This is a genomic window from Pelagibacterium sp., assembly GCF_965249125.1.
Taxonomy (GTDB): domain Bacteria; phylum Pseudomonadota; class Alphaproteobacteria; order Rhizobiales; family Devosiaceae; genus Pelagibacterium.
Genome location: NZ_OZ252217.1, coordinates 891599 through 915454, shown reverse-complemented (window position 1 = coordinate 915454; position 23856 = coordinate 891599). Strand labels below are relative to the sequence as shown.

General features: G+C 59.3%; 26 protein-coding genes and 1 tRNA gene. 14 read left to right on the top strand and 13 right to left on the bottom strand.

The genetic code is table 11. From position 1 onward, the window contains the following. Positions 1-312: 312 nt before the first annotated feature. Positions 313-1053, top strand: coding sequence for an N-acyl amino acid synthase FeeM domain-containing protein (locus ACP148_RS04545; protein WP_421951405.1), 741 nt, complete (start codon positions 313-315; stop codon positions 1051-1053). Positions 1054-1083: 30 nt separating this feature from the next. On the opposite strand, the gene ACP148_RS04540 is transcribed toward ACP148_RS04545, so the two are convergent. Further along, positions 1084-1872, bottom strand: a complete 789-nt coding sequence (locus ACP148_RS04540) for an alpha/beta fold hydrolase (RefSeq protein ID WP_421951404.1) — start codon at positions 1870-1872, stop codon at positions 1084-1086. Between the two features lie 208 nt (positions 1873-2080). Here ACP148_RS04540 and ACP148_RS04535 point away from each other — a divergent pair, with 208 nt between their 5' ends. Further along, positions 2081-2914: a class I SAM-dependent methyltransferase gene (locus ACP148_RS04535; protein ID WP_421951403.1), complete on the top strand. Its 834-nt coding sequence runs from the start codon at positions 2081-2083 to the stop codon at positions 2912-2914. A 364-nt stretch (positions 2915-3278) separates the two neighbouring features. On the opposite strand, the gene ACP148_RS04530 is transcribed toward ACP148_RS04535, so the two are convergent. After that, positions 3279-3707 carry a DUF7282 domain-containing protein gene (locus ACP148_RS04530; protein WP_421951402.1) on the bottom strand — a complete coding sequence of 143 codons (429 nt, stop codon included), beginning with the start codon at positions 3705-3707 and terminating at the stop codon, positions 3279-3281. A 238-nt stretch (positions 3708-3945) separates the two neighbouring features. Further along, the gene (locus ACP148_RS04525; protein ID WP_421951401.1) at positions 3946-4185 is read right to left on the bottom strand and encodes a hypothetical protein; all 240 of its coding nucleotides are present in this window, start codon (positions 4183-4185) and stop codon (positions 3946-3948) included. Between the two features lie 226 nt (positions 4186-4411). On the opposite strand from ACP148_RS04525, the gene ACP148_RS04520 reads away from it, so the two are divergent. Further along, complete coding sequence (locus tag ACP148_RS04520; RefSeq protein WP_421951400.1) at positions 4412-5281, top strand: DUF305 domain-containing protein; 870 nt, start codon at positions 4412-4414, stop codon at positions 5279-5281. Between the two features lie 72 nt (positions 5282-5353). Here ACP148_RS04520 and ACP148_RS04515 read toward each other — a convergent pair whose 3' ends face one another. Further along, the gene (locus ACP148_RS04515; RefSeq protein WP_421951399.1) at positions 5354-7393 is read right to left on the bottom strand and encodes a copper-translocating P-type ATPase; all 2040 of its coding nucleotides are present in this window, start codon (positions 7391-7393) and stop codon (positions 5354-5356) included. A gap of 179 nt (positions 7394-7572) precedes the next feature. On the opposite strand from ACP148_RS04515, the gene ACP148_RS04510 reads away from it, so the two are divergent. After that, positions 7573-8367: a YdcF family protein gene (locus ACP148_RS04510; RefSeq protein ID WP_421951398.1), complete on the top strand. Its 795-nt coding sequence runs from the start codon at positions 7573-7575 to the stop codon at positions 8365-8367. 8 nt (positions 8368-8375) lie between these two features. Continuing rightward, entirely contained in the window at positions 8376-8828 is a 453-nt protein-coding gene (locus ACP148_RS04505; protein WP_421951397.1) for a c-type cytochrome, read from the top strand. A gap of 32 nt (positions 8829-8860) precedes the next feature. Here the strand turns inward: ACP148_RS04505 and cueR are convergent, their stop codons facing one another. Beyond that, on the bottom strand, positions 8861-9322 hold the full coding sequence (gene cueR / locus ACP148_RS04500) for a Cu(I)-responsive transcriptional regulator (protein WP_421951396.1): 462 nt from the start codon (positions 9320-9322) through the stop codon (positions 8861-8863). Beyond that, positions 9319-11856 carry a heavy metal translocating P-type ATPase gene (locus ACP148_RS04495; RefSeq protein WP_421951395.1) on the bottom strand — a complete coding sequence of 846 codons (2538 nt, stop codon included), beginning with the start codon at positions 11854-11856 and terminating at the stop codon, positions 9319-9321. The genes cueR and ACP148_RS04495 overlap by 4 nt, the downstream gene beginning before the upstream one ends. Positions 11857-11993: 137 nt before the next feature. On the opposite strand from ACP148_RS04495, the gene ACP148_RS04490 reads away from it, so the two are divergent. The 6 genes from ACP148_RS04490 to ACP148_RS04465 all read left to right on the top strand — a co-directional run bounded on the left by ACP148_RS04490 (position 11994) and on the right by ACP148_RS04465 (position 16997). Next, the gene (locus ACP148_RS04490; RefSeq protein ID WP_421951394.1) at positions 11994-12191 is read left to right on the top strand and encodes a heavy-metal-associated domain-containing protein; all 198 of its coding nucleotides are present in this window, start codon (positions 11994-11996) and stop codon (positions 12189-12191) included. Between the two features lie 88 nt (positions 12192-12279). Further along, entirely contained in the window at positions 12280-12657 is a 378-nt protein-coding gene (locus ACP148_RS04485; protein WP_421951393.1) for a DUF2946 family protein, read from the top strand. A gap of 50 nt (positions 12658-12707) precedes the next feature. Then, a complete protein-coding gene (locus tag ACP148_RS04480; protein ID WP_421951392.1) occupies positions 12708-14168 on the top strand; it encodes a multicopper oxidase family protein in 1461 nt (486 codons plus the stop codon). Positions 14169-14226: 58 nt separating this feature from the next. After that, positions 14227-15096 carry a WD40/YVTN/BNR-like repeat-containing protein gene (locus tag ACP148_RS04475; RefSeq protein ID WP_421951391.1) on the top strand — a complete coding sequence of 290 codons (870 nt, stop codon included), beginning with the start codon at positions 14227-14229 and terminating at the stop codon, positions 15094-15096. Positions 15097-15531: 435 nt separating this feature from the next. After that, a complete protein-coding gene (locus ACP148_RS04470; RefSeq protein ID WP_421951390.1) occupies positions 15532-16104 on the top strand; it encodes a c-type cytochrome in 573 nt (190 codons plus the stop codon). After that, positions 16101-16997 carry a cytochrome C gene (locus ACP148_RS04465; protein WP_421951389.1) on the top strand — a complete coding sequence of 299 codons (897 nt, stop codon included), beginning with the start codon at positions 16101-16103 and terminating at the stop codon, positions 16995-16997. The genes ACP148_RS04470 and ACP148_RS04465 overlap by 4 nt, the downstream gene beginning before the upstream one ends. A gap of 22 nt (positions 16998-17019) precedes the next feature. Here the strand turns inward: ACP148_RS04465 and ACP148_RS04460 are convergent, their stop codons facing one another. From ACP148_RS04460 to ACP148_RS04450, 3 genes are all read right to left on the bottom strand, one after another. Then, positions 17020-17463 carry a hypothetical protein gene (locus ACP148_RS04460; protein WP_421951388.1) on the bottom strand — a complete coding sequence of 148 codons (444 nt, stop codon included), beginning with the start codon at positions 17461-17463 and terminating at the stop codon, positions 17020-17022. After that, positions 17460-18506 carry an acyltransferase family protein gene (locus tag ACP148_RS04455; protein WP_425033151.1) on the bottom strand — a complete coding sequence of 349 codons (1047 nt, stop codon included), beginning with the start codon at positions 18504-18506 and terminating at the stop codon, positions 17460-17462. The genes ACP148_RS04460 and ACP148_RS04455 overlap by 4 nt, the downstream gene beginning before the upstream one ends. A gap of 130 nt (positions 18507-18636) precedes the next feature. Beyond that, on the bottom strand, positions 18637-19050 hold the full coding sequence (locus ACP148_RS04450) for a hypothetical protein (protein WP_421951386.1): 414 nt from the start codon (positions 19048-19050) through the stop codon (positions 18637-18639). Between the two features lie 406 nt (positions 19051-19456). Between ACP148_RS04450 and ACP148_RS04445 the strand changes: the two genes are divergently transcribed. Further along, positions 19457-19939 carry a DUF305 domain-containing protein gene (locus ACP148_RS04445; protein WP_421951385.1) on the top strand — a complete coding sequence of 161 codons (483 nt, stop codon included), beginning with the start codon at positions 19457-19459 and terminating at the stop codon, positions 19937-19939. Positions 19940-20501: 562 nt separating this feature from the next. Here the strand turns inward: ACP148_RS04445 and ACP148_RS04440 are convergent. Further along, a tRNA-Ile gene (locus ACP148_RS04440) sits at positions 20502-20577 on the bottom strand. A 371-nt stretch (positions 20578-20948) separates the two neighbouring features. Between ACP148_RS04440 and ACP148_RS04435 the strand changes: the two genes are divergently transcribed. Continuing rightward, complete coding sequence (locus ACP148_RS04435) at positions 20949-21668, top strand: SIMPL domain-containing protein (protein WP_421951384.1); 720 nt, start codon at positions 20949-20951, stop codon at positions 21666-21668. Between the two features lie 50 nt (positions 21669-21718). Here ACP148_RS04435 and ACP148_RS04430 read toward each other — a convergent pair whose 3' ends face one another. From ACP148_RS04430 to ACP148_RS04420, 3 genes are all read right to left on the bottom strand, one after another. Continuing rightward, positions 21719-21841 carry a hypothetical protein gene (locus tag ACP148_RS04430; RefSeq protein WP_421951383.1) on the bottom strand — a complete coding sequence of 41 codons (123 nt, stop codon included), beginning with the start codon at positions 21839-21841 and terminating at the stop codon, positions 21719-21721. A gap of 17 nt (positions 21842-21858) precedes the next feature. Next, positions 21859-22545, bottom strand: coding sequence for a sulfite exporter TauE/SafE family protein (locus ACP148_RS04425; protein WP_421951382.1), 687 nt, complete (start codon positions 22543-22545; stop codon positions 21859-21861). A gap of 252 nt (positions 22546-22797) precedes the next feature. Further along, positions 22798-23220, bottom strand: a complete 423-nt coding sequence (locus ACP148_RS04420; RefSeq protein WP_421951381.1) for a secondary thiamine-phosphate synthase enzyme YjbQ — start codon at positions 23218-23220, stop codon at positions 22798-22800. Between the two features lie 211 nt (positions 23221-23431). On the opposite strand from ACP148_RS04420, the gene ACP148_RS04415 reads away from it, so the two are divergent. Beyond that, on the top strand, positions 23432-23806 hold the full coding sequence (locus ACP148_RS04415; protein WP_421951380.1) for a hypothetical protein: 375 nt from the start codon (positions 23432-23434) through the stop codon (positions 23804-23806). The last annotated feature ends 50 nt before the right edge of the window (positions 23807-23856 follow it).

Genomic DNA, 23856 nt, shown 5'->3' with positions numbered 1-23856 from the left:
ATCCCGCCGTGGCAATTTTAACTATTTACCATCTCATAACCAGTGCTGTAGTCGATTGCGCCACGCAGGAAGGCGCAATTTACCGCCGATTTTCTTAAAATCTACGGAACGTTTTTTCGGAAACGAATGACCTACGCTCGCTAGCGCGAATAGTACTTGGTTAATATTGCGTTAATTCATGACTTAACTGCCAAACATCGCAATACTAAACGCGGCAAAGGCAGTTAAGCATCCCGGCCGGACAACCTCCGACAATTGACCTTGGTTAAAAGTTGGTTAAAGGTGTGTTTTGTACGGTTTAGGGGGCAGTTCATGAGTTCCGTATCATCAGTTGGGACAACTTCGTTTTCCCAACGCCTGATCGATTTTCTTGACCGGGTCGAGTATCGCCGGCTTGAAGGGTTCGGCGAGCGCGAGCATGCGTTCAGCCTGCGCTACGAGGCCTATGTTCGCGAGGGCATGATTCCCATCGGCTTCGAAAAGCGCCTGACGGACGACTATGACCATGCCGACAATGGCCATGTTTTCGGGGTCTATATGGACGGGGTGATGGCCAGCACCATTCGCGTGCATTGCGCGAGCCCCGACAATCCACACTCCCCAACGGTCGACGCGTTTCCCGAAACCCTCAGACCGGAAATCGACAAGGGGCACGTCGTCGTCGATCCGACCCGATTTGCCGTGCATCCCTCGATGAGTGGACTGCACCCTGAATTGCCCTACATCACGGCAAGGCTGGGTTTTCTGGCGTCGGAATATTACAGCGCCAATCTGGGCCTGGCCTCAGTGCGGGTGGAGCATCAGGCTTTCTATCGGCGCCTGTTCGGCATGCGGGCACTGTGCCCACCACGCCAGTACCATGGGCTGAAAAAGCAGTTGAGCCTGATGGGCATCGATTATTGTGCGGTGCGCGAGAGCGTGATTGCCCGCTACCCGTTTATGAATGCGACAGCTGCTGAACTGGACTTTCTGTTCGGCCCGAGCCACTCGACCCTCGAAAAGGTGGCGACCGCGGTGTTCTCGGGGCGCGTGGAACCGGCAAACCTGCACTAAAACCCAACGCAGTTCTGGTAGCTCGGGACGTCACCCGTGGCGCCGGCCAAGGCTGGACGTCTGGTTGATCACGGCGAACGCGGCAGCATCGTCGATGAACCGGCCCAGCAGCCCATTGAATTGTTCCGGGGCTTCAAGAAACGGGGCGTGTCCCGCCCCAGGAACGATATGGCATTGCCCGTCCCAGAGATTGGCATAATCGAGGCCGGCGAGGTACTCAAGGCGAGCGAACGGCTCCCGCTCGCCATTGACCACCGCGAGAGGAACGGGGCTATGTTCGACCGCCTTTTTTTGATCGACCCCGGCTCCCATCATCAGGCCATGCCCCAGAATCTTTCGCATGCGCCAGTCGGTGCGCGCTATGGCATCGCGCAATTCCTGCGGTGGCGCATCGCCGAAACACAGGCGGGCGAGCCTGTCCATCTCCCGGCGCGTCAGCCGTCCCTTGGTCGTCAGCGTCAGGTCGAACTGGGGCTGAAATCCGCGCAGAATGCCAAAAATCCCGCGCGATATTGGCGGCGTGCCCATGATCATCAGGCCCGCGATACGCGCGTCCCGCTCAAGCAGTTCGATGCCGATATGACCGCCAAGCGACCATCCAATGATGGCGACATGATCGATCGCCAGGGCATCGAGCACCTCGGCGACGGTGTTGGCAAATCCGGGGATGGTGTAGGCTGCCTTGGGATCATCCGCATCCTCGGATGCACCGTGCCCCGGCAGATCCAGCGCGATCAGGCGATACCGGCTTGCAAGTTCACTTTCGAACTGTCGGGCAAAAACGGCGCTGGAACTCGAATTGCCATGCAAAAACAGCACGGGAAACCCATCCGTCCGGGTTTCGGACAGAGCGATACTTGTTTGCCTTGTCTTTATGCGCCTGTACAACATCTCGGGTTCCGCTCAGGATACCAACCGATCCAGCCTATCCGAGCGCGCGTGTAAGCCGCGTTAACAGCGCCATAGAGAGCCTTCCCAGCGACGTTTCCAAATTTTCCTGTCGGCAATTCATCTCCAGAGGACATCCATGAGCAACCTCCAGCCCCAAGCACAAGAACAGGCCTACATATTGGGCCATTCCGAACGCGAACTGGTGCGGCTGGAGCGCCAGGCGGCCCTGTTTGCCGACCTGACCCGTGATATTCTTGTGCGGGCGGGACTGAAAAAGGGCATGCGCGTGCTCGATGTTGGTTGCGGCGTGGGCGATGTTTCCCTTATAGCGGCCGACATTGTGGGGCCGGAGGGCGCGGTTGTCGGCCTCGACCCTTCACAGGCCGCACTCTCGGTCGCCCGCGCGCGGGCTCAGGTCAAAGGGCTCGATGTCTCGTTCGTCTCGGGGACGCTGGAGACCATGGAAATCCCCGACGACATCGACGCGGTGACCGGTCGGTTCCTTCTGCTTCACATGACCGACCCCGGCGCGACCCTGGCTGGACTGGCAAATCGGCTAAAACCGGGCACACTGGTGAGCTTTATCGAGTTCGATATTTCCACCTCCTATGCACAGCCCGCCCTGCCGCTTTTGCACCAAAGCATCGAGCGGATCAGCGAGGTTTACCGGCGCTCAGGTCGAACCGCCGATATGGGCGCTGCCCTGTATCCCGCTTACAGGACCGCGGGCCTTACCCCCGAAATGATCGGCCTGACCCGCATCAGCAACGATCAGGATGTCGGCGGATTCGCGTTTATCGTCGAATCCACCCGTAGCCTGATGTCGGCGATGGAAGCCCTGGGAATAGCCAGCGCGGCGGAAATCGAAATCGACACGCTGCACGAGCGGCTCATCAACGAAGCCCAGGCCGGCGATGACCCGAGCATCTTTTACCCACGCCTGGTTGGCGCCTGGGCCCGCGTCTCTTAGATCAAATCCGCCCTTCTTCGAATCGCGGGTTTGATCTAACTCCTTGTTTTGTCGCGCGTCCAAACCGCAAAACCGTTTCAATCCCCGATCGGGTCGAGGACATGCTTTTGCTGAACGCGCCCTAGAGCCGTTCAGGATCTGATTGAATCAAATCCTCGGCTCTAAACCTTTGTTTTGTCGCGCGTCCGAACCGCAAAACCGTTTCCACTTTTGCTGGACACGCTCTAGGGGCCATGCCTGGCGCTGCCATCACAGCACCACTGACACCAATTAACGGCCCGAATGACAAAAGGCCCGCAGCGTCACGCTACGGGCCCTCGATACTGGTTCCGCGATGGAGCCACCATCAATGGGTTACCGGAATCTACATCATCGAGGCGCCAGCGGTGAAGGGCTGAACATAGGGAGCATCTTCCGCGTTAAGCGCCGGCGTATCAACGTCGGTCATCCCCTCGCCGAATGAATACTCACCATCGCCGTCGGTGTCGTAGTGCAGCATGGCGATGTAGTCGGCGCCATCCGCAAGCGGGTAGTCGGTGGTAATCTCAACGCCGTCCGTCGTTCCGGCTTCGACATAAGCATGGCCAATTGACGCCGGCACCACAGGGCTGCCATCGAGCACCTCATGAATGACCACGAAACCAGGTTCATCGATAAGCACAGAGGCTATGGTGACCATGTCGCCATCAACCTGGATACCATCAGTTTCAATATTGAGATGATCAGCCAGAGCGGGACCTGCAACCAAAGCGCTCGAGGCAAGTGCAAGCGCGACTATCGATTGTTTCAGCATGATGTTCTCCTTGGTGGTTAAGATAGAGCCCAACCTCATCACGACGAATGATGAATGTCGCCTCTGGCAATGAATTACGCAGCGCGCGCCAAATAGTTTCATTGAACGAAATGAATTTAATTTGAGAGCTCCGCCCGGGAACCTTGGGGGCCTGTCGAGACTTCGCCTCGCCCTATACATGCCATCGCCATGAACTTTTGCGCCAGGTTTCCGTTTATCACCTGAACGAAGGGCTAGATCATGGGTTCAAGCGACAAAGCAGCCATCCTTTACCGACCGACAAGCTCATGATGGTCGTCATGCGGCTCTTGATGATGAGGTTGCTATGAGTCTCCGGCGGGCCGGACATCAGCACTCCATGTCGGTCATTGTCCTGTTTGTGGTGCTCGCCTTCGGAGCGGCTTGCCAGGCGGCGCATGCTGCACCGGATGCTGCCCATCACGTCGAGCCTGCGCAGGCCGCGGCCGTCCAGCATCATGACGCGGGCTGGGCCCCGGGGGAACCGTTGGATCTTCATTGCGGCCTACACGCAATTATGCCCATCTCGACAGGCGCGGCCCCCAGTTTCGGCGACCCCATACTGGCGCCCAAGGCAACGATCTTGTCCACTCCCGTGACCGTTCCGGCCGCTCTGCCGCCTCCGAAATGAAGCCTGGGCATCGCGCCCAAACCCTTCCCCTAGCTTTTATCTACGGAGACTCTTCATGAAAATGTATCTTCGCTTTGCCGCCATGATCGCCACATCGACGCTGGTCATGTTCGGTCTGATGTATCTCAACACCTATGCCTTCGAGCACGTTTTCTGGAGCGAGACGCGCGCCTGGATGGCGCTTTTGATGGGCGGCACCATGGCCATCATCATGCTGGGCTTCATGCTTTCGATGTATAAGAACACAAAGCTCAACATCGCGATCTTTGCCAGCGGCATCATCGTTTTCGCCGGTTCACTCTGGCTGGTTCGCAGTCAGATCACGATCAATGACAGCGAATACATGCAAGCCATGATTCCCCATCACTCGATCGCCATCATGACCTCGAGCCGGGCCCGGATTTCCGATCCCCGCGTACGCAAGCTGGCCGACGAAATCATCGCCGCTCAGAACCGGGAAATCGCCGAGATGAAATATCTCATCGCCGATCTTGCTGAGGACGGCGACGTTGCCGATCCGGCACTCGGAGACGCCCCTGCCCGGGTCATGCCTCCCGACACCGCACTCCAGGGGGCAAAGATAGCGGCGCTCGATCCTGAAATCCTGGAAGCCGAGCAGATCCAGCAGCAATTGTCGTCAACCGAAGTCTGCAGTTTCACCTACACCAGCGACGGCGAACCCGTGTTCGCCTTCGATCGGGGCACTGGGGCCGCCCTTGTCAAAGTCAACAATGCATTGGTCGAAATGTCATTGGCGGACTCCGAAGGTTCCGCCGCATACGAGGCCGGCGACATCCGGATCTCCCTGACTTCTGAGCAACAGCCACAGGAATGGGACGCCGATCGGAGCGACGCCACCATGATCTTCGAGATCGGCTCCGAGCTGCGGGTCGGCTATGGCGGCTATGTCGCCTGTGGCGCATGAGAGGAACGGGGCGCCGATATCGGCGCCCCGAACCGCTGGAGTGGCAACCACCTTGCGGTGACCCCCGTGGCGCTACCGGTCGAGATTCAGCCGTCGGAGCAATTGTGCGTTGATGGCAACAATGACGGTACTTGCCGACATCAGCACGGCGCCCGCGGCAGGTGAAAGGACGATACCGGCCCAAAAAAGGACGCCCGCGGCGAGCGGAATTGCCACGATGTTATAACCGGCGGCCCACCAAAGGTTCTGGAGCATCTTGCGGTAGGTGGCCCGGCTCAAGGTGACGATGCGAGAGATATCGCGTGGGTCGGATCGCACCAGAACCACGTCGCCTGCCTCGACCGCCACATCGGTCCCGGCTCCGACCGCCACACCGACATCTGCGGTCACGAGCGCCGGGGCGTCGTTAACGCCGTCGCCCACCATGGCGACGCGCTTGCCTTGACCCTGCAATTGCTCGATCTTTTGTGCCTTCTGGTCTGGAAGTACGCCCGAGAAAACGGTGCCAACCTCAAGTTTCCGGCCCACCGACTGTGCAACGGCCTCGGAATCACCTGTCAAAATGGCAACCTCGATGCCCATGGACTGAAGTTTTGCGACGGCCTCCCCCGATTCGGGACGCACCTGATCGGCAATGGCGAACACGGCCAGCACGGCATCACCCTCAAGCAGAAAGATCGCCGCCTGGCCGTTGTCATCAAATCGGCGTTTTGCTCGCTCCATGCCTTCATCAGGAACAGCGTTGCGCTCCTCTAGCAACGCCGGACCACCTACCGACAGACGCCGACCATTGACGATCGCCTGGACGCCCTTGCCGGCTACCGATTGGAAATCTGACGACGGCGGCAGGGCAAGTCCTGCATCCTCGGCGCTCTTGAGCAGAGCCTGGGCAATGGGGTGTTCGGAATCGCGTTCGACCGCGGCCGCAAGGGAAAGCATTTCGTCAGCGTCCTCGCCATCCGCCGGAACGGACTCGACGACCCTATGTGCTCCGAGCGTCAATGTTCCGGTCTTGTCGAAAACCACGGTGTCGAGATTGCGCGCCTCTTCAAGACCGCGACGGTCCCTTACAAGCAGCCCGTTCTGTGCGCCGAGCGTTGTCGAAATGGCGGTAACGAGCGGAACCGCAAGGCCAAGCGCGTGCGGACAGGCGATGACCAGCACGGTAACCACCCGCGTTATGGTGAAGTCGATGGGCGCGCCGGCCAACGACCAGGCGAGAAACGTCACGCCTCCGGAAACGATTGCGACGATCGTGAGCAGGAATGCGGCTCTGTCGGCAAGAGCCTGGGCGCGAGAGCGCGACGATTGGGCCTGCGAAACCAGGCGCATGATGCCGGCCAGCGCGGTCTTCTGGCCGGTTTGAAGCACCTTGACACGCAGGGATCCCTGTCCATTTACCGTACCGCCGAGAACCTCCGAGCCCTCCGATTTGTCGGCAAATGCCGACTCGCCGGTAATCATGGCCTCGTTCACCGCGCTCCGCCCGGAAACAACGACCCCGTCGGCGGGGATCGAAGCGCCGGGCCGAACCAGAACGATATCGTCTGCTCTGAGATCTGAAACGGGAACGGTCTCGGTCAAGTCGTTCTCCGTGATTCGAAGAGCCGTGTCGGGCAGCAGTTTGGCCAATTCGTTCAGCGCACCCTGGGCTTGGGAGATCGAGCGCATCTCGATCCAGTGCCCAAGCAACATGATGGTGACCAGGGTGGCCAGTTCCCACCACAACGGATGGCCATCAAATCCCAGGAGAACGATCAGGCTATAGGTAAAGGCGACAGTGATGGCCAGCGAGATCAGCGTCATCATGCCGGGCAAGCGAGCCCTGAGTTCACCGACCGCGCCGCGCAAAAATACCCAGCCGCCGTAGATGAACACGATTGTTCCGAATACGGGAGGCACCAGGTCCGATCCGGGAAATCGGGGAGCCGTATAGCCAAACCATTCCTGGATCATGGGCTCCCAAATGAGTGTCGGCACCGTGAGGACCAGTGAGAGCCAGAATTTGTCGCGAAACATCGATACTGAATGACCGGCATGCTTGTCGTGCCCTGTCGACTCCTGGGCCCCGACAGTTCCGTGGGCACTGTGGTGATGCTGATGCTGGTCCATTTCGAAGCCTCTTTGCTGCATTTGCTGCCATAAACGGATGTCCCCATCAGAGCTTTGATCGAGGCCACACAGGCAGTCCGAAGTTGTTCCTTCCAATGGTTGGAAGGTCAAGTCGATTTCGACATCAATCGTTTGTTGGTGACCGGGATGTTAGGAGGCCGTGCCAACGGGAGGTTCTCATGTTTTTTGCCCTTTCCCAGATACTCGACTTTTTTGTGACGCCGTCCAACATATTGTTGCTGGCAATTCTCATGGCGCTGGTTTTAGGGGCGCTCCGCCTTCGCCGGCTCGCACTCACACTCGGAACGGTGTCGACCGCGGGATTGGTTCTGGCGGCTTGGTCGCCGCTTGGGGTATTCGCACTTGGCATCCTAGAAAACCGGTTTCCGAAAACTGGTTTGCCCGATGAAATCGCCGGTATCATCGTACTTGGGGGCGCTGTCGATACGCACATCTCCTATGGCCGAAGCGCGCTGGTTCTCAACGAAGCGGGTGAGCGGATCGTCGAGACGCTCATCCTGGCGGCGCGCTATCCCGAGGCGGAAATTTTTCTGTCCGGTGGCGGCGGACACCTGGCAGACGATGGCAGCCTCACCGAGTCCGAGTTGGCGGGGCGTGCCCTTATCGATGCCGGCGTCGCACCGGGACGGATATCGATGGAAGAAAGTTCTCGAAATACGTGCGAGAATGCAAGGGAAACCGCGGCAGTCCTTGCCGACCGTGCGACCGGAAATTGGGTGTTGGTGACGTCAGCGAGCCACATGCCGCGTGCGGTTGGCTGCTTTAACAGGGCAGGGCTCGATGTCCTGCCCTATCCCGTCGACTACCGAACCACTCCCGCCGGCACTGCCTCGACAGGAGTGGCCTCGAGCGGATTGGCGGCAACGGACCTGGCCGCACATGAATGGATTGGTCTTGTCAGCTATCGGCTGGCGGGTTTCACTGATGTATTGTTTCCCTCCCCGGAGGATTGAGAAAACCAATGCGGCGCGCCATTACCATCGCAATCGTGGTCGCCCTGGCGGCAATTGTCTTCGTCGTTGCCTGGGTCGTTGCGGACCGTGGGATCGGCACGGCCGATCGAACCGATCGCCTCGCCGAAGGACTGGAGATTTACCGCCAGAACTGCGCGGCCTGCCACGGCGAGGCACTCGAGGGTCAGCCGGATTGGCGCCGGCGCGGGCCTAACGGGCGCATGCCCGCCCCACCCCATGACGAAACGGGACACACCTGGCACCACGGTGACGAGCAACTTTTCCGCATCACCCGCGACGGCGTGGCGGCAGTCGTTGGTGGAAACTACGAAAGCGACATGCCCGGTTTCGGGGAGATCCTGACCGACGACGAGATCTTGTCCGTCCTCGACTACATCAAAAGCACCTGGCCCGAGCGCGAACGCGCCTATCAGGCCCAAGTCTCAGCCCAGGATCAGTAGACAACCCAAACAAGTGTGACCGTTGCGACCAATTATTGAGCTATTGGATCCGATAGCGAAGTCACGCCGAACCGCGGCACGGATTTTCGCGAACCCGTGGCCGGCTCTACCCTGGCCAGATCCTCAATGATCGGGCAGTCCGGCCGGTCATTGCCGTGACAGTTGTTCGCGAGGTGTTTGAGCGTTGCGCTCATCTGCTGTAGCGTCCTCGCCTTTTCCTCAAGCATTTCAACATGGGCCAACGCGATTGCCTTGACGTCGCCGCTGGCGCGATCGCGATCCCGCCATAACGCCAGAAGTTCGCGCATCTGATCGACGGAAAACCCAAGGTCTCTCGCCCGGCTGATAAAGCGAAGCGAATGCACGTCCTGGTCCTCATAAACGCGATAGCCTGCCTCAGTTCTGTGGGCTGGCGCGACCAGTCCGATCGACTCGTAGTAGCGGATCATTTTTGTCGAAACGCCTGACTTGCTGGATGCCTGTCCGATGTTCATATTGCGATCTCCATTTCATTGCGGGTTTCCTGCCGCAAGTTATCGTTGCCCGCGTGTCCCGGCCGAGGCGAAAATCGCCTCAGCCGCAGGGCGTTGCCCAGTACGAACACGCTTGAGAAGGCCATGGCGCCGGCGGCCAGAGCCGGGGACAGCAGGATCTCGCCGATCGGATAAAACACACCGGCGGCCACCGGGATCAGGATGGTGTTGTAGGCAAACGCCCAGAAAAGGTTCTGCTTGATATTGCGGATCGTCGCCTTGCTGATGGCGATGGCATCACCGACCGCCCGCAGATCGCCCGACATCAACACGATATCGGCGCTTTCGATGGCGATGTCGGTTCCCGTTCCCACAGCGATGCCCACATCGGATTCAGCCAGTGCCGGGGCGTCGTTAATGCCATCACCGACGAAGGCGAGGCGGCGCTCCGATCCTCTCAAGGACTTGATCGCGTCGACCTTGCCGCTGGGCAACACCTCGGCCACGACCTCATCGATGCCAAGTTGATTGGCAACGGCCCTGGCCGTGCGTTCATTGTCTCCGGTGATCATGGCCACCTTGAGTCCAAGCTCGTGCAGACGTTGGATAGCGGCCCGAGAGGAGGGCTTGATGGGATCGGACACAGCGATTATCGCCGCCAATTTCCCGTCAATCGCCGCATAAAGCGGGGACTTGCCGGCCTGGGCAAATTGGGTTGCCTTGTCGGCGAAAATATCCACCGCTGCACCCGCGCGTCTCATCGCCCGGTCGGCGCCGACCAGAACCTGGTGCCCCTCGACGGTGCCCGTGACGCCAAAGCCGGGATCGGCGGCGAAGTCGTTGGCGTTTACCAGATCGATCGACCGGGCGTTTGCCCCGCGCACGATCGCTTCGGCAATCGGATGCTCGGAGTGTTGCTCGAGGCTCGCGACCAGTTTGAGGATCTCGGCTTCGTCAAATCCCGGAGCGACAACCAGGTCGGTCAACGCGGGTTGTCCAAGCGTCAGCGTTCCGGTCTTGTCCAGCGCAACGATGTCGGCCGAGCGCAGAGTTTGCAGGGCTTCGCCCTTGCGAAACAGAACGCCCAGTTCGGCTGCCCGCCCGGTGCCGACCATGATCGAGGTCGGTGTTGCAAGGCCCATGGCGCACGGGCAGGCAATGATGAGCACCGCGACGGCATTGACCAATGCAAAGCTCAATTGTGGCGAGGGTCCAAATGTCAGCCAGACCAGAAACGTCAGGGTCGCGACACCGATGACGATCGGCACAAAGACACCGGTGACACGATCGACCAAAGCCTGGATCGGCAGCTTTGCACCCTGCGCCGCTTCGACCATCGAAATGATCTGTGCCAGCACCGTGTCGCGCCCGATCCGTGTCGCTTCGAAGGTAAAGGCGCCTGTCTTGTTGATCGTCCCGCCGACGACCTCGTCGTCCCGAGTTTTTTGAACCGGCACAGGTTCACCCGTGATCATGGCCTCATCGACATAAGACGAACCCTCGAGCACGCGGCCGTCGACCGGGATCTTGTCTCCGGGGCGGATATGGATGACATCGCCCACAACGACAGCGTCCAGCGCGATCTCAACAGTTGAACCATTGCGTTCGACCCGCGCCGTCTTGGCCTGCAGACCGACCAATCTCTTGATGGCCTGGCCGGTGCGCCCCTTGGCCCGCGCTTCGAGATACCGGCCGAGCAGGATCAGCGTTACGATCACCGCAGCGGCCTCGTAGTAAACGTTGCTGGTGCCGGTCGGCAGCAATTGGGGTGCAAAGGTTGCGACGACCGAATACCCCCATGCCGCGGAGGCTCCAAGGGCTACCAGGGAGTTCATGTCGGGCACGCGGCGCCACAAATTGGGAAAGCCCTTGGTGAGGAACCTGCGGCCTGGCCCGAACAGGACAATGGTCGCCAGGACAAACTGCAGATACCGATTGGTCTGCATTCCGATGGTGTCCATGACGAACATGTGGACCGCGGGAATAAAGTGCGACCCCATCTCGACAACGAAGAGGGGAGCGGTGAGCGCGGCGGCGAACAGCGTTCCATTGCGCAAGGCAACAGCCTCGGCTTCCTTGACCTGTTCCCGATCGGAGGTTTGTGCGTCCGCCTCGACGTGGCGGACCGCATACCCAGCGGTCTCGACTGCACGGGCAAGTTCTTGCTTGCCTGCCGTACCCGGGACCACTTCTACCGTTGCACGCTCGGTGGCAAGATTGACTGAGGCATCGATCACGCCGTCGACCAGCTTGAGAGTCTTTTCCACCCGCCCCACGCAGGAGGCGCAGGTCATGCCCTCAATATCCAAGGTGACGGTTTCGGTCGCCGACGGTTCATATCCGGCGTTTCGCACAGCTTCGACGATCTGTCGCGAATCCGTCTCGCTGGAAAATTCTACGCTCGCCCGCTCTGTCGCGAGGTTGACCGAGGCCCTTGAGACCCCCGGAACGGCGCGAATGGATTTTTCGACCCGGGCGACGCAAGACGCGCAAGTCATCCCCTCGATCGCGAGATCGAGCGATCTTAGGCGACCACTGGGTGTCATCTGGTTCATTTTCGCAGTCCTCATTTTGAAACTGCCAAGCGATATAATCCTTCCAATCATGGTAAGGTCAAGATACAAATTGCACTTGACCCTCCAACGGTGGGAAACCCCATGCTTACCGGCACCGAGTCAGAAAGGATAAACCCATGCATGAGTTCAAAGTTCAGGACATGACATGCGGCCATTGCGCCGGAACGATCGAAAAGGCCGTCAGGAGTGCCGATCCGGCCGCAAAGGTGGATGTCGATCTCGACACGCACTTGGTCCGCATTGAAAGTGCTCAGGCCGGCGACGCGCTAAAACGCGTCATAGCAGAAGCGGGATATTCTCCAGAGCCTGTGTGAGACATGGCCCCGGCGCGATATGTCGCGCCGGGGCAGCTCCGAACGCCTTTATTTTGCTTTCGTTGCAGCGTAGCGTTCGATTATGCACATGACTGCGTCGTTCATATTTCGGATCGTCACCATTGTCGCACTGTTGGTGTCGGCGACGGCGATGTCGTGGGCACAGACCGCAGGCGATGGCAGCCGCATGCTGCTCCACAAAGGGCATCAGATCAGCCAGGACATGGCGATGTCGATGGCCGATGAGGATCGCACGCCCCCCATCTCCGGACTGCACCACGATACGGTTTGCGCAACCGGATGCGCCGTTGCCGGTTCGCTGTCCGAGCCGGTCGGTCTGGAAGCACCGCTGGCTTTGGCCATCAAATCGGTCCCGGCCCTCGACCTTCGTCAAATATCGTTGGCGCCCGAGCCGGGCCGCCGGCCTCCAAAAATCAATCCGATCCTTGTCTATCGCGCCGCCTAACGGGCGGTAACACGCAGTTGCGCCTTGCGCGCATCGATCGGATTTTCAAAATGACAAGCACACTGACCCGCCGTGGTTTTCTCACGGCAACCGCCGCCCTTGCGGCAACCACTGCCCTTCCGCGCATGGGACAGGCGCAGGAATCGGCCCGCCGGCTTATCGCTGCCACCCGCACCCTCGACATCAACGGAAAGGCCGCTACCGTCTATGGCATTACGGGGGCCGGCGGCCGCCAGGGTCTCATCCTTGATCCAGGCGAGCGATTTAAGCTCACCCTCGAGAACGCCCTCGACGTGGAAACCATCATCCACTGGCACGGGCAGATACCGCCCAACAGCCAGGATGGCGTTCCCGATCTGCCACGGCCCAAGCTCATTCCCGGCGAAACCCGGGACTTCGATTTCGAGCCGCTTGCCGGCACGCACTGGATGCACAGCCACGTGCCGATCCAGGAGATGAACCTCCTCGCTGCGCCGCTCGTCGTCCGCAACGCCGAGGATATCGCCGAAGACCGGCAGGAAGTGGTGATGTTCCTGCACGATTTCTCTTTCAAGGATCCCCAGGAAATTCTCGAGGAGATTGCCCAGGACGCCGGGCATGGCGAAATGAACGCGGCCTCTCCCGATGGAATGGATCATGGCGGCATGGACATGGGGCAAATGAACATGAGCGACATGGCGGACATGTCCACAATGGCCATGGATCTCAACGACTTCGATTTCGATGCCTATCTCACCAACGACCGCACACTCGAAGACCCTGAAGTGGTTCGCGTCGAGCGCGGTGGGCGCGTCAAGCTGCGCATCATCAACGCCTCGTCCGCGACCTCCTTCTGGATCGACACCGGAATCGAGGGCCGACTGGTGGCCGTCGACGGCCATAAGGTGGTTCCCCTGAGCGGCAGTCGGTTCGGTCTCGCGATGGGTCAGCGTCTCGATATTGACCTTGATCTTCCGTCCGAAGCGCGCGCCTTTCCAATTCTGGCGCTCCGCGAGGGCGAGCGCGAACGGACCGGCCTTGTCCTCGCCTCGAGCGGGGTGGCTGTTCCGCAAATCTCAAGTATGGCGGACACGTCCTCACCTGCATTCGACGTGGATCTTTCCCAGGAAGGGCAATTGCGAGCCATCGCCCCCCTCCCCGACCGCGCGGTGTCCAAGAGCCAGATGGTGATGCTGGATGGGTCGATGTCGCCCTATGTGTGGACAATCGATGGTCGCGGCTGGGGTGAGCATAGGCCGATCGTTGCCAAGAGTGGAGAGCGCGTTGAGCTGATGTTCCACAACATGTCGATGATGGGCCATCCGATGCATCTGCACGGCCACGCCTTCCAGGTGGTCGGCGTCAACGCCCGCCGGTTCTCGGGGGCTGTCCGGGACACCGTCTATGTCCCGCCGATGGCCAGCGTGACAATCGCGATCGACGCGGGCGAAGCAGCAAGATGGATGCTGCACTGCCATCACATGCCGCATCTTTCGACCGGCATGATGACCGAGTTCCAGGTCGAAGCCTGAACCAACACGTGCCAGTCCCCCAAGGGCGGGACTGGCACACCGATTAGTGGAGACAAAGATGATTTTTAAAGTTGGCCTCACGGCAGCATTTCTGGTTGCCGCGACCGCAACGCTCTCACAGGCGGCACTGGGACAGGAGACTCAGCCGTTGGGCGACGTTCTGTCGGCGACCCACGTCCATGGCCTGGTGCCCCAGGAGAATGCCGGCGAAGTCCTGATGGCAACGCACCACGGACTGTGGAGCGTAGATATTGACCAGGAAACGGCACGCCTACTCGGAAATAGCCGCGACGACTTCATGGGGTTTTCCGTCCACCCCACCGATAAGGAAGTCTTCTGGGCCAGCGGTCATCCGATCACGGGTGGCAATCTGGGGATAATCGGGAGCGTGGACGGTGGCGCGAACTGGTCCCAGATCGCTGAAGGTATCGGTGGTCCGGTCGATTTCCATCAAATGACTGTCAGCGTTGCCGATCCCGACGTCATTTACGGTGTTTATCGCGGCACCAGCCTGCAGCGGAGCCAGGATGCCGGGCGCAGCTGGGTGGAGATTGGGTTGCTGCCGGATGGTATGATCGACCTTGCCGCATCCGCGGTCTCTCCCGATACTGTATATGCCGCGACCAATTCGGGTCTTTTCAAAAGCGACGACGTTGGCAGAAGCTGGGTCAGGATCTATGAGAGCACCGCTCCGGTCTCGTCTGTAGACGTGAACGCGGACGGCATTCATGCCTTCGTTCTGGGAACTGGTGTGGTCCATTCGCTGGAGACCGACGTCGGATTTTCAACTGTGGCCGACAATTTTGGAGATACCTACCTTCTTCATGCTACCCCCACATCCGATGGCGGATATGTGGCGGCAACCGATCAAGGTGGACTCATCCTTCTTTCGCCGGATGGGGACGTGACCAAGTCAATCCCGCAATAGTCCGTAATTGGGGCCCGATGGCCCCAATCACACCATCATCGTCGTTACGATCAACCTTCCTCGCGCGAATCAAGACGGCCCAAAGTTGACGATACTGCAAACCATACTGTTGGCATTTGTGTTGATGGTCACTTCGACCGCTCACCTCCATGCAACAGAGGATTTCGCAGTGAACGACCATGTCCATGGGTTGGAATCGGCGGACCATTCGACTTCCGACGACTCTCATCCCGGCCATGGGACCCAACACTGCGGGCCGTTGCTGCTTTTGCCATCGCCACTTACGGATCGCTCTCTTCGTGTGAATGCACCGATTTGGACCGGATCGGCACCGGAACTGAAGCTGTCACGGTTCATCGTCGACCCTCCCCCGCCTCGGACGAACTCCCGGGTCTGACTGACCCCAGTCTTCGAGTTCCAACCGAGAGATCTACTATGAAGCGAACATATATTTATGCGCTGGCCTTTGCCGGCGCAGCGACCGGCTGTGCTGCCGCGTTCGCGCACAACGGCGCTACTGGCATCGTCGCTGAACGCATGATGGGCATGATGATGCTGGGGGAGCAGATGCAAGTCCTGACGCCGATCATCAGCGGGGAAACCGATCCCACCCCGGCTGTTGTCGAAGAGGCCGCCGCAATGATTGCGGCTCATTCCGGCAGCGCGATGACGCAGCTCTTTCCCGAGGGCAGCACAGAGTTTCCTTCGGAGGCCCGGCCGGAAATCTGGGAAGACTTTACCCTGTTTTCTCAATATGCCCAGGAACTCCAACGCCTGGCACAAGAACTCGCTGGAACGACTGACCTGCCAGACCCTGGAGCACCTGCTCGGGCCGCACTTAATAACTGGGCGAGCATGAACACTTCGGTTCTGCTCGGATTGGCTCCAAAAACATCCTCAATTTCCTCGCCGCCTGAATCGGAAACGCCACCAATCCGAAGCGCCGCCGCTGTAGCATCCGATATCGCAAATACCTGCTCGGCTTGTCACACGGTGTTTCGCAAGTGACTTGGCCCAATATCGATCTCAAATGGCCGCTTGTAACTATCCTGCTCGTGGGTGGTATTGGCATGGGTCTGGCAATATGGATATTCCTTCCAACATCCGCTCCAGATTCATCGTCTCAAGCCGTCGGAGATGCGAAACGGGGGGCCTATCTGGCCCGCCTTTCGGGATGCGTCACTTGCCACACGGCCGAGGGTGGCGAACCGTGGGCCGGTGGCGTCGCGTTGACGTCCGACTTCGGCACCTTTGTGTCCCCAAACATTACGCCCGACCCTGACTACGGCATCGGCGATTGGGCGTTCGAGGATTTTGTGCGGGCCGTCAGGCACGGGGTGGCACCTGATGGATCGCCGTATTACCCGGCATTCCCGTTCGAATTTTATGCCACCCTTACCGATCGCGATCTGGCCGACATGTGGGCCGCGGTCCAGGAGGTTCCACCATCCAGCTTTGTTCCTGACGAGAACGATGTTCCCTTGCCTTTCAGCATTCGTCAGGGCGTCAAGCTCTGGCGTACGTTCTTCTACGAGCCTGCAGACTATGCGGCGGACCAGACCAAATCGACATCATGGAATCGCGGACGATTCATGGTGGAGGGCCCGGCCCATTGCGCTGCCTGCCATACGCCGAGAAATTTCGCCGGTGGCCTGGATGCCGCCGCTCAGTTCGCTGGCGCGTCAGGGGGAGCTGCGGGCTGGACTGCACCCCCGATCACAACCGAGGCGCTTGTCGATGCGGGCTGGACCGAACAAAGCCTGATTGCGGCGCTGCGCACCGGGCTGACCCCAACCGGTGATGCTTTTGGAGGCGCAATGGCAGAAGTCGTTCACCTCTCTACAAGCTATTTGATGGATCAGCATATTAGGGACATGGCTGAATTTCTAATGGATCAGTGAGAGCGGGCCTTCGCTCAGATGGCTACATTTCAACCTCGGTCGCTTCCACTGGTAGCTTTATCAAGTCACGTCCAATGCTGACACGAACTTCCCATTGCCCGGCCATTGGGAGCTTCGCCCTGGCTTGGAAAGCTCTGGGCCCTGCCGACAAGACGTTGGCCCTTACACTCATCTGATGTGCGGGCATCACCACTTCAACCTGTGGATCGATGATATCGGCTCGATCCACAGGCAATCCAATGAAGACGGTCAGCATTCCATCGTCTCCGAGGCTGGCACTGACATTGATCGGAACGCCTGACGCATCGGAGGATGCGGTAGCAGGCGCCCGCTGTACAGGCTTGGTAACCAGCGGAATACTGGCAAAGATTAAGAGTATTCCCAAAAATGCCGTGCCCGCGGTCCAGCTCATCACCAGCGAGAGCCGGCACGGCCTCCGGCGTCGAAATTTCTTTTTTCCTTTCATGGTTTATTCTCTGGCGTCGGCGCTTCCTTCCGACGAAGGGCTGGCTGTTCGATGAATTTCCATGAAAAATACGCCAATGCTCCGGAAATGGCGCTCGAGATCAGGAACAGCAATACAATCTGCGGTCCGAACCAGATAAGCTCACGCGTTAGAAGTTGTTGGATTGGCCAGGCCATGAGGTAGATGCCGTAAGAAAGGTCATGTCGGCGCGCGAACGCTGCAATCCGACCCCAATTCTTGCTGCCCACGTAGAGTGATGCATAGCCTATCCCGATGATCGAGGTTACCTCGCCAAATCGGGTCCCGGTGCCGACCGCTGCTATGGCGAGGGCTGCGATTGCCCAACCAAACCGAAGGGGGATGATTTCGCCAGAACGTCGCGCCACCACCCCGGTGAGAAAGGCGAACCCAAATCGGAATAGGCTCTCCAGTGGTGTTTCACCGCTGGGATCGACGCCAACGTTGGCAAAAAGGGCCAGTCCGAACGCCGCCCACACAGCAAACGCTATGGACGGATGGCGAAGAAGTCCAAGGGCTGCGGCGATCCCAAAAACAATATAGCTGAGGATTTCGTATTTTATCGTCCACAGCGGCACGTTGACATCGCCGGGGTAGCGGCCGTGTTCAAACATGGACGGCAGCACGGCGCCCTCGAAGTTCCAGGCGACGTTGAGCGGGTAGAGCCAGGTTTGAGGATTTGAATAATACTCCCAAAGAGGCGCACTTGTCCCGAACGGGCCGACAAGGAGAGCGATGAGCACGGCGCTGGCGAGAAGCGCTGGATAAATTCTCAGGAACCGATTTCGCGCAAACCGAGCAAGACCTCTATGCAACACACTGTTGGTGAGCATCGCCCCAGACAAAACGAAAAAAACATTAACGGCTGTTGCCCCTAAATCGTAGGCGGCCCAGCTCAACGGGTCGTAGCGCGGCGAGTTGAGGCCCAAAAGCAACGAGTGAGAGAGAACGACACTTACCGCAGCGATCAAGCGAACCGCATTGTAACTGTTGTCGGCGTATCGGAAGGCGGTCGAGAGCAACATCGGCGCGCCCACGCCAGAAACTGGCGCTGGCCCATGGATGGGTCGGTTCATTGGTCATACCGGAATCTGAAGTTTTGATCATATCTCGTCACCGCTGATACGGACGTTCAGCGGATCGGACACACAGCGGCTAGGCGCGCTGTTCCGGCCTCGGCGGCTGATAGATCAAAGCGGCACGTTCCGGTACTTCTGTCCGGGTATGAGAGCGGTTCCATGAAGGTAGCCAATCAGCCGGGTTCACCCAGCGTGCACTGACGATCATCGGTGTTTCATGGACATGATCGATGTTGTCGTGCTGGCCAGCGTCAATCATGCTCTTTTGGATCGGCGCCTCTGCGGACCTTTCAACCGACTGTAAAAGCGACTCCGGGGCCGGGAGATGGAGGGGGGCATGGGTCGCTTGGAGAGTGACAACAATCACCCCCACCGCAAGGAAGAGGCGCAAAAGCGTTTTCCACGAAATCAGATTCGCCCTTGAACCGGTCACCGCCGCAATTTGCCCCAATACGCTGACTACCTTCGCCACCATACTGAACTGAGCCACCCAGGTCCACCCGAAGACGCCCTATGCCGAGGCGTCGCCCATGGAAGATTTTGATCCGTCGGATGCCGCAATTTTTCAAATCGATCCTTCTTCCCCTGTTGGCTGTAGTCAGCTTGCTGGCCGCGCCAGGCGCCATGAGCGGGCCTCTGCCGGACAATGGTCAAGAAACGGCAGAACACCATGGCGTCGAGCACAATACAAATGCCCACGATGAATGCGGAACGATCGCCTGTTGCTTGATGCCGGCCAATTCAGTTCGCCCCCTCCTCCTGGAACGAACGGGCGATCTGGTTGATATTAACCCCGCCCTGAAACGAAATGGGCAAGGGCCCAGGGTTCCTGCGCCTCCTCCAAGGCTTCTGGTTTGAACTGCGTGAAAAATGAAGTTTCAAATCGGAGAACATCAATGAAGACTATCAAGATCCTCAGCTTTGCAATGCTTTTTGCCGGCACCACGTCCTTGGCGTTGGCACAGGGTATGGACCATTCCAATATGGCCGGCATGTCGATGGACGGCATGAGCATGGATGCCGAAGCCAGTGAAAGCTCGGATTTACCCGAAATCTGTCTCGAGAACGCCGACCAAATGACCGGCATGTCGATGGACATGGATATGAGTACAATGATGGAAGGAATGAGCGAGGGCCACCAGGCCATGATGGCCGATATGAGCGCCATGCATAGCGATATGATGGCGGCCATGATGGCCGAAGACTTCGATGTCGCCTTCATTTGCGGCATGATCCCGCACCATCGGGGCGCTCTCGCGATGGCCAACGCGGCCCTCGAATATGCCGAGGACGCATGGGTAAAGGAAATTGCGCAAGAAATCGTCGACGCGCAGGAGCGCGAAATCGCTGAAATGCTAGATTGGCTTGAGGCCCGATAAGTCTTGGATGGCCGGGGGTTGCTCCCCCGGTCATCTACTTGCAAGCGGCAGGCTTTGCTAGACGTCAGCGTGGTTCGTCGGAATAGCCAGCGATTCAGGTGCGACCAAATCCGGTAGAATGGAAAGGGAAGCCTGCACCCATCAGGGATGATGGTGAACAGGCGGCAGAAACCGTCCGCCGAAAAGCAACTGGCAACATGCGGGCGCTTTCGATATTGCGCACTTGAGCATGGCGGCCACGCCGACGCGGAATGGGTGATGACTTGATGACCGCTGTGCTGGCCGGGATTTTCATTGTCCCGTTGCGTGTCTGGAACGCGCGGCGCAACTGAACTCATACCTCGCATCGCGATGACCGAATGTCACTCCAACATTTATGGGCCTTTTCCAGCCCGTCTCAGCGAACGGCAGGTTTGAGGGAGGCCAATTGCAAAGTTGAATGGCGGCAATGGGAGGGCTCAATTCATCGGATGCTGGCGCTGATCGAAGAGCACGGCAGACAGACTTCTGGTGGGACCTTTTACCGATGCGTTGAGTCCCGGACTGAAGAAAGGAGGAAGTTTGGTAGGCGCGGAGGGAATCGAACCCCCATCTGAGCCGTTATGAGCGGCTGGCATTAACCGTTATGCTACACGCCCCTACCCTCGGCCTTTTGCTTCATCGCGAGGATTGATGCAAGACCTCGAAAAGTACGTTTCCTGGGCCGTAGTCCACTCAGGTCCGAGGATCGACACCGAAAGCCCCGTACAACAGGCATCTCCGGTGATGACACTTTTGGCCGAATCCAAAAGTTATGAGCGGTCGGCTCTAACCAGTTGAGCTACGGGCCCACGCTTGGTTCTCCTAGCGGGTCGAGGCCTTGAGGTCCATGGGGTTTTGTGCCTGTTTACCGTTTTTCCCGGCAGTTGGCTCGGCTGCCGCAAATCCGTCTCAATGCATTAGGAAAACTTGATCGTTCTGCGTGGGGCACAACAAATTTCCAACGACCAGGAATTCCAGGAGACCAATCATGCGCCTTCCTCTGACGCTCGCACCCATCGCGATGGCCGCGCTGCTGGCAAGCCCGGCGCTTGCCGACACAATGACCTTGAGCGGAACCGGTACAGTCCGTGCCGCGCCGGACATGGCCACCATCAACACCGGAGTAACGACGCAGGCGCAAACCGCGCGCGAAGCGCTTGACGCCAACTCGGCCGCCATGGCCGATCTCGTCGCCGCCCTGCGCGAAGCGGGTCTCCAGGATCGAGACATCCAGACCTCCGATTTCAGCGTCAGTCCCCAATATGTCTATTCGGACCGCCGCGACGACAATGGATACAACCTGCCGCCGGAAATTCAGGGCTATCAGGTATCCAACACCGTCACCATCGTGGTGCGCGACCTCGAAGCGCTCGGGTCGGTTCTCGATCAGGCGGTAACCGTCGGCGCCAACACTATCAATGGCATTGTCTTCGCCGTTGACGAAGTGACCAAGCTCGAGGAAGAAGCCCGCAAGCTCGCCTTTGCCGACGCCCTGGCCAAGGCAGAGACGTATGCCGGCGCTGCCGGGCTGCGCCTGGGGTCGATCGAAAGGATCGAAGAAGTCGACATGCAGCAGCCGCCCATGCCCATGTATCGCGCCCAGGCCATGGAAATGGCCGCCGATGGATCGGTTCCGGTGGAAGCGGGCGAAATGTCCTATTCGATCACCGCGACCGTCGCCTGGGAAATCGAAGACGACCGCGATTAGAAATTTGTCATGCAACGCTGAAATGGCCGGATCCGCTGGGTCCGGCCTTTTTAGCCGCCGAGCGCCTGCACGATCATACGGGCGCCAACGACGATCAAAAAGATCGCGAACACGATTTTGAGCAGCTTGGCGTCCAGCCTATGCGCCAGCGCCACGCCAATCGGCGCGGTCAATGTGGCGAGGCCCCCAATCAAAATGAATGAGGGGATGTTGACAAGCCGATGCTCAACGGCGGCGTGCCGGTCGCATTCCATCCTGAGATGACGAAGCCCACCACCGCAGGAACGGCCAGGATGACCCCCAGCGTCGAACTGGTTCCCACTGCCGTGTGAATCGGTGTTCCGAACGCTGTGAGCGTTGGAACGGTCAGCGATCCGCCGCCAACGCCCATAAGCGCCGATATATACCCGATCACCGCCGCCGAAATGCGATTGACCATCGGCACGCCCGCCAGCGTTTCCATGAGCCTGCGCTGGACCGGCAATGCCATGTTGAGCGCTATGAAAAGCGCCATAACGCCAAAGATGATCTTGAGCGCGGCGGCACTGTAAAGCCCTGCCATCAGCCCGCCCAGCAGCGATGCGGCCACGATCCAGGGTGCCCACAGCCTGACGATCCCGCCGTCCACCGCCCCGCGCTTGCCGTGGGAACGTGCGCTGCGCATCCCGGTGGGAATGATGACCGCCAGCGATGTGCCCACCGCCACATGCATGATGACATCGGGATTGTAGCCCAGCAGTTGGTAGGCGAACACCATGGACGGAACCATGATGATGCCGCCGCCTATGCCGAGCAGGCCAGCCATGACGCCCGACACAGCCCCGGTCAGCGCCAGGCCAAAGGCAAAGGGAAGAAATTGTGTGATGAGGTCGGACAAGGAGGTCTGTTTCTGGGCGCGGGGCCGTCATGCGCACTTTGTGGGAGTATAAGATACACCCCGACTCTCTTGCCACCGGGGATCCGGGAATATTGAGCACTTCTCCATCGATGTCGAGCCTCAGAGCGCCTCCAGCAAAAGCATGTCCTCGACCCGATCGGGGATGGAAACGGTTTTGCGGTTCGGACGTGCGACGAAACAATCCGCGATTCGAAGACCCGAAGGGCAGCGCAAGCGAAAAGCGGATTTGATCTAGAAATCACCCAGGATGTGCAGGACGATCTGGCGACGATGCGGCGCATCGCGATGCTCGAAAAGATAGATGCCCTGCCAGGTCCCCAGGGCCGGCCTGCCATCGTTGACCGGAATGGAAATCGAGGTCTGGGTCAGCGCCGATTTGATGTGGGCCGGCATGTCGTCGGGGCCCTCGGTCGTATGGGTGATCCACTCCATGTTGCGCGGCGCCAATCTGGCAAAAAATGCTTTGAGGTCGGACTGAACGTCGGGGTCGGCGTTTTCCTGGACCAGCAGCGAGCACGAGGTGTGCCGGCAATAGACCGTCAAAATCCCCTCGCGAATACGGCTCGATGCCATGAACCGCCCCAGATCGGGGGTAAATTCGTAAAGCCCTTGCCCACGCGTGGTGATCTCCAGTGTCTCGCTCGATTGTTCCATTGCGCACCGCCTGTTCCCGCCTGCGCAACCCTATCGCAAAGGTGGCGCGGAACCCAAACGGCCTGATCGCGTTTTTGTGACATCTCGAGCGCGTGCTGCCTCGACGGTTCTTGCAACGCCCTTCTGCAATGCGCCTGGATGGCACGCGCTCGACCCCAGACACCCTGTCGCGGCTAACCGCCCCCGGTGTTGAAAAGAATGGAGATTGAAAATGGCTGATATTGATCGCGACTACACGGATCGCAATCGCACCGAACGCGAGCGCGTCTATGCAGTCAATTCCGGCGGCAGCGCCGGCTGGTGGATCGGCGGTGTGCTTGTTCTGGCAGTGCTGATTATTGGGTTCATTGCGCTCAGTGGCGGCGAACCCGCTCCTGTGGATACGGCCCCCACCGCAGTTGAAACGACGCCTCCGGCGGTCGAGCCCGCGCCCATGACCGAAACAGCCCCGGTAACCGAACCTGCTCCGGCGGTAGAGGCTGCTCCAGAGGCGGCTACTCCGGTTGAAACCGCTCCGGCTGAAGCGGCACCCGCCGAAGCCGCCCCGGCTGAAGCGGCCCCCGTGGAAGTGGCCCCGGCACAATAAGATTTCAGATATGGGGCGTGTCGTCAGGACACGCCCCCTTTTTCGTTCAG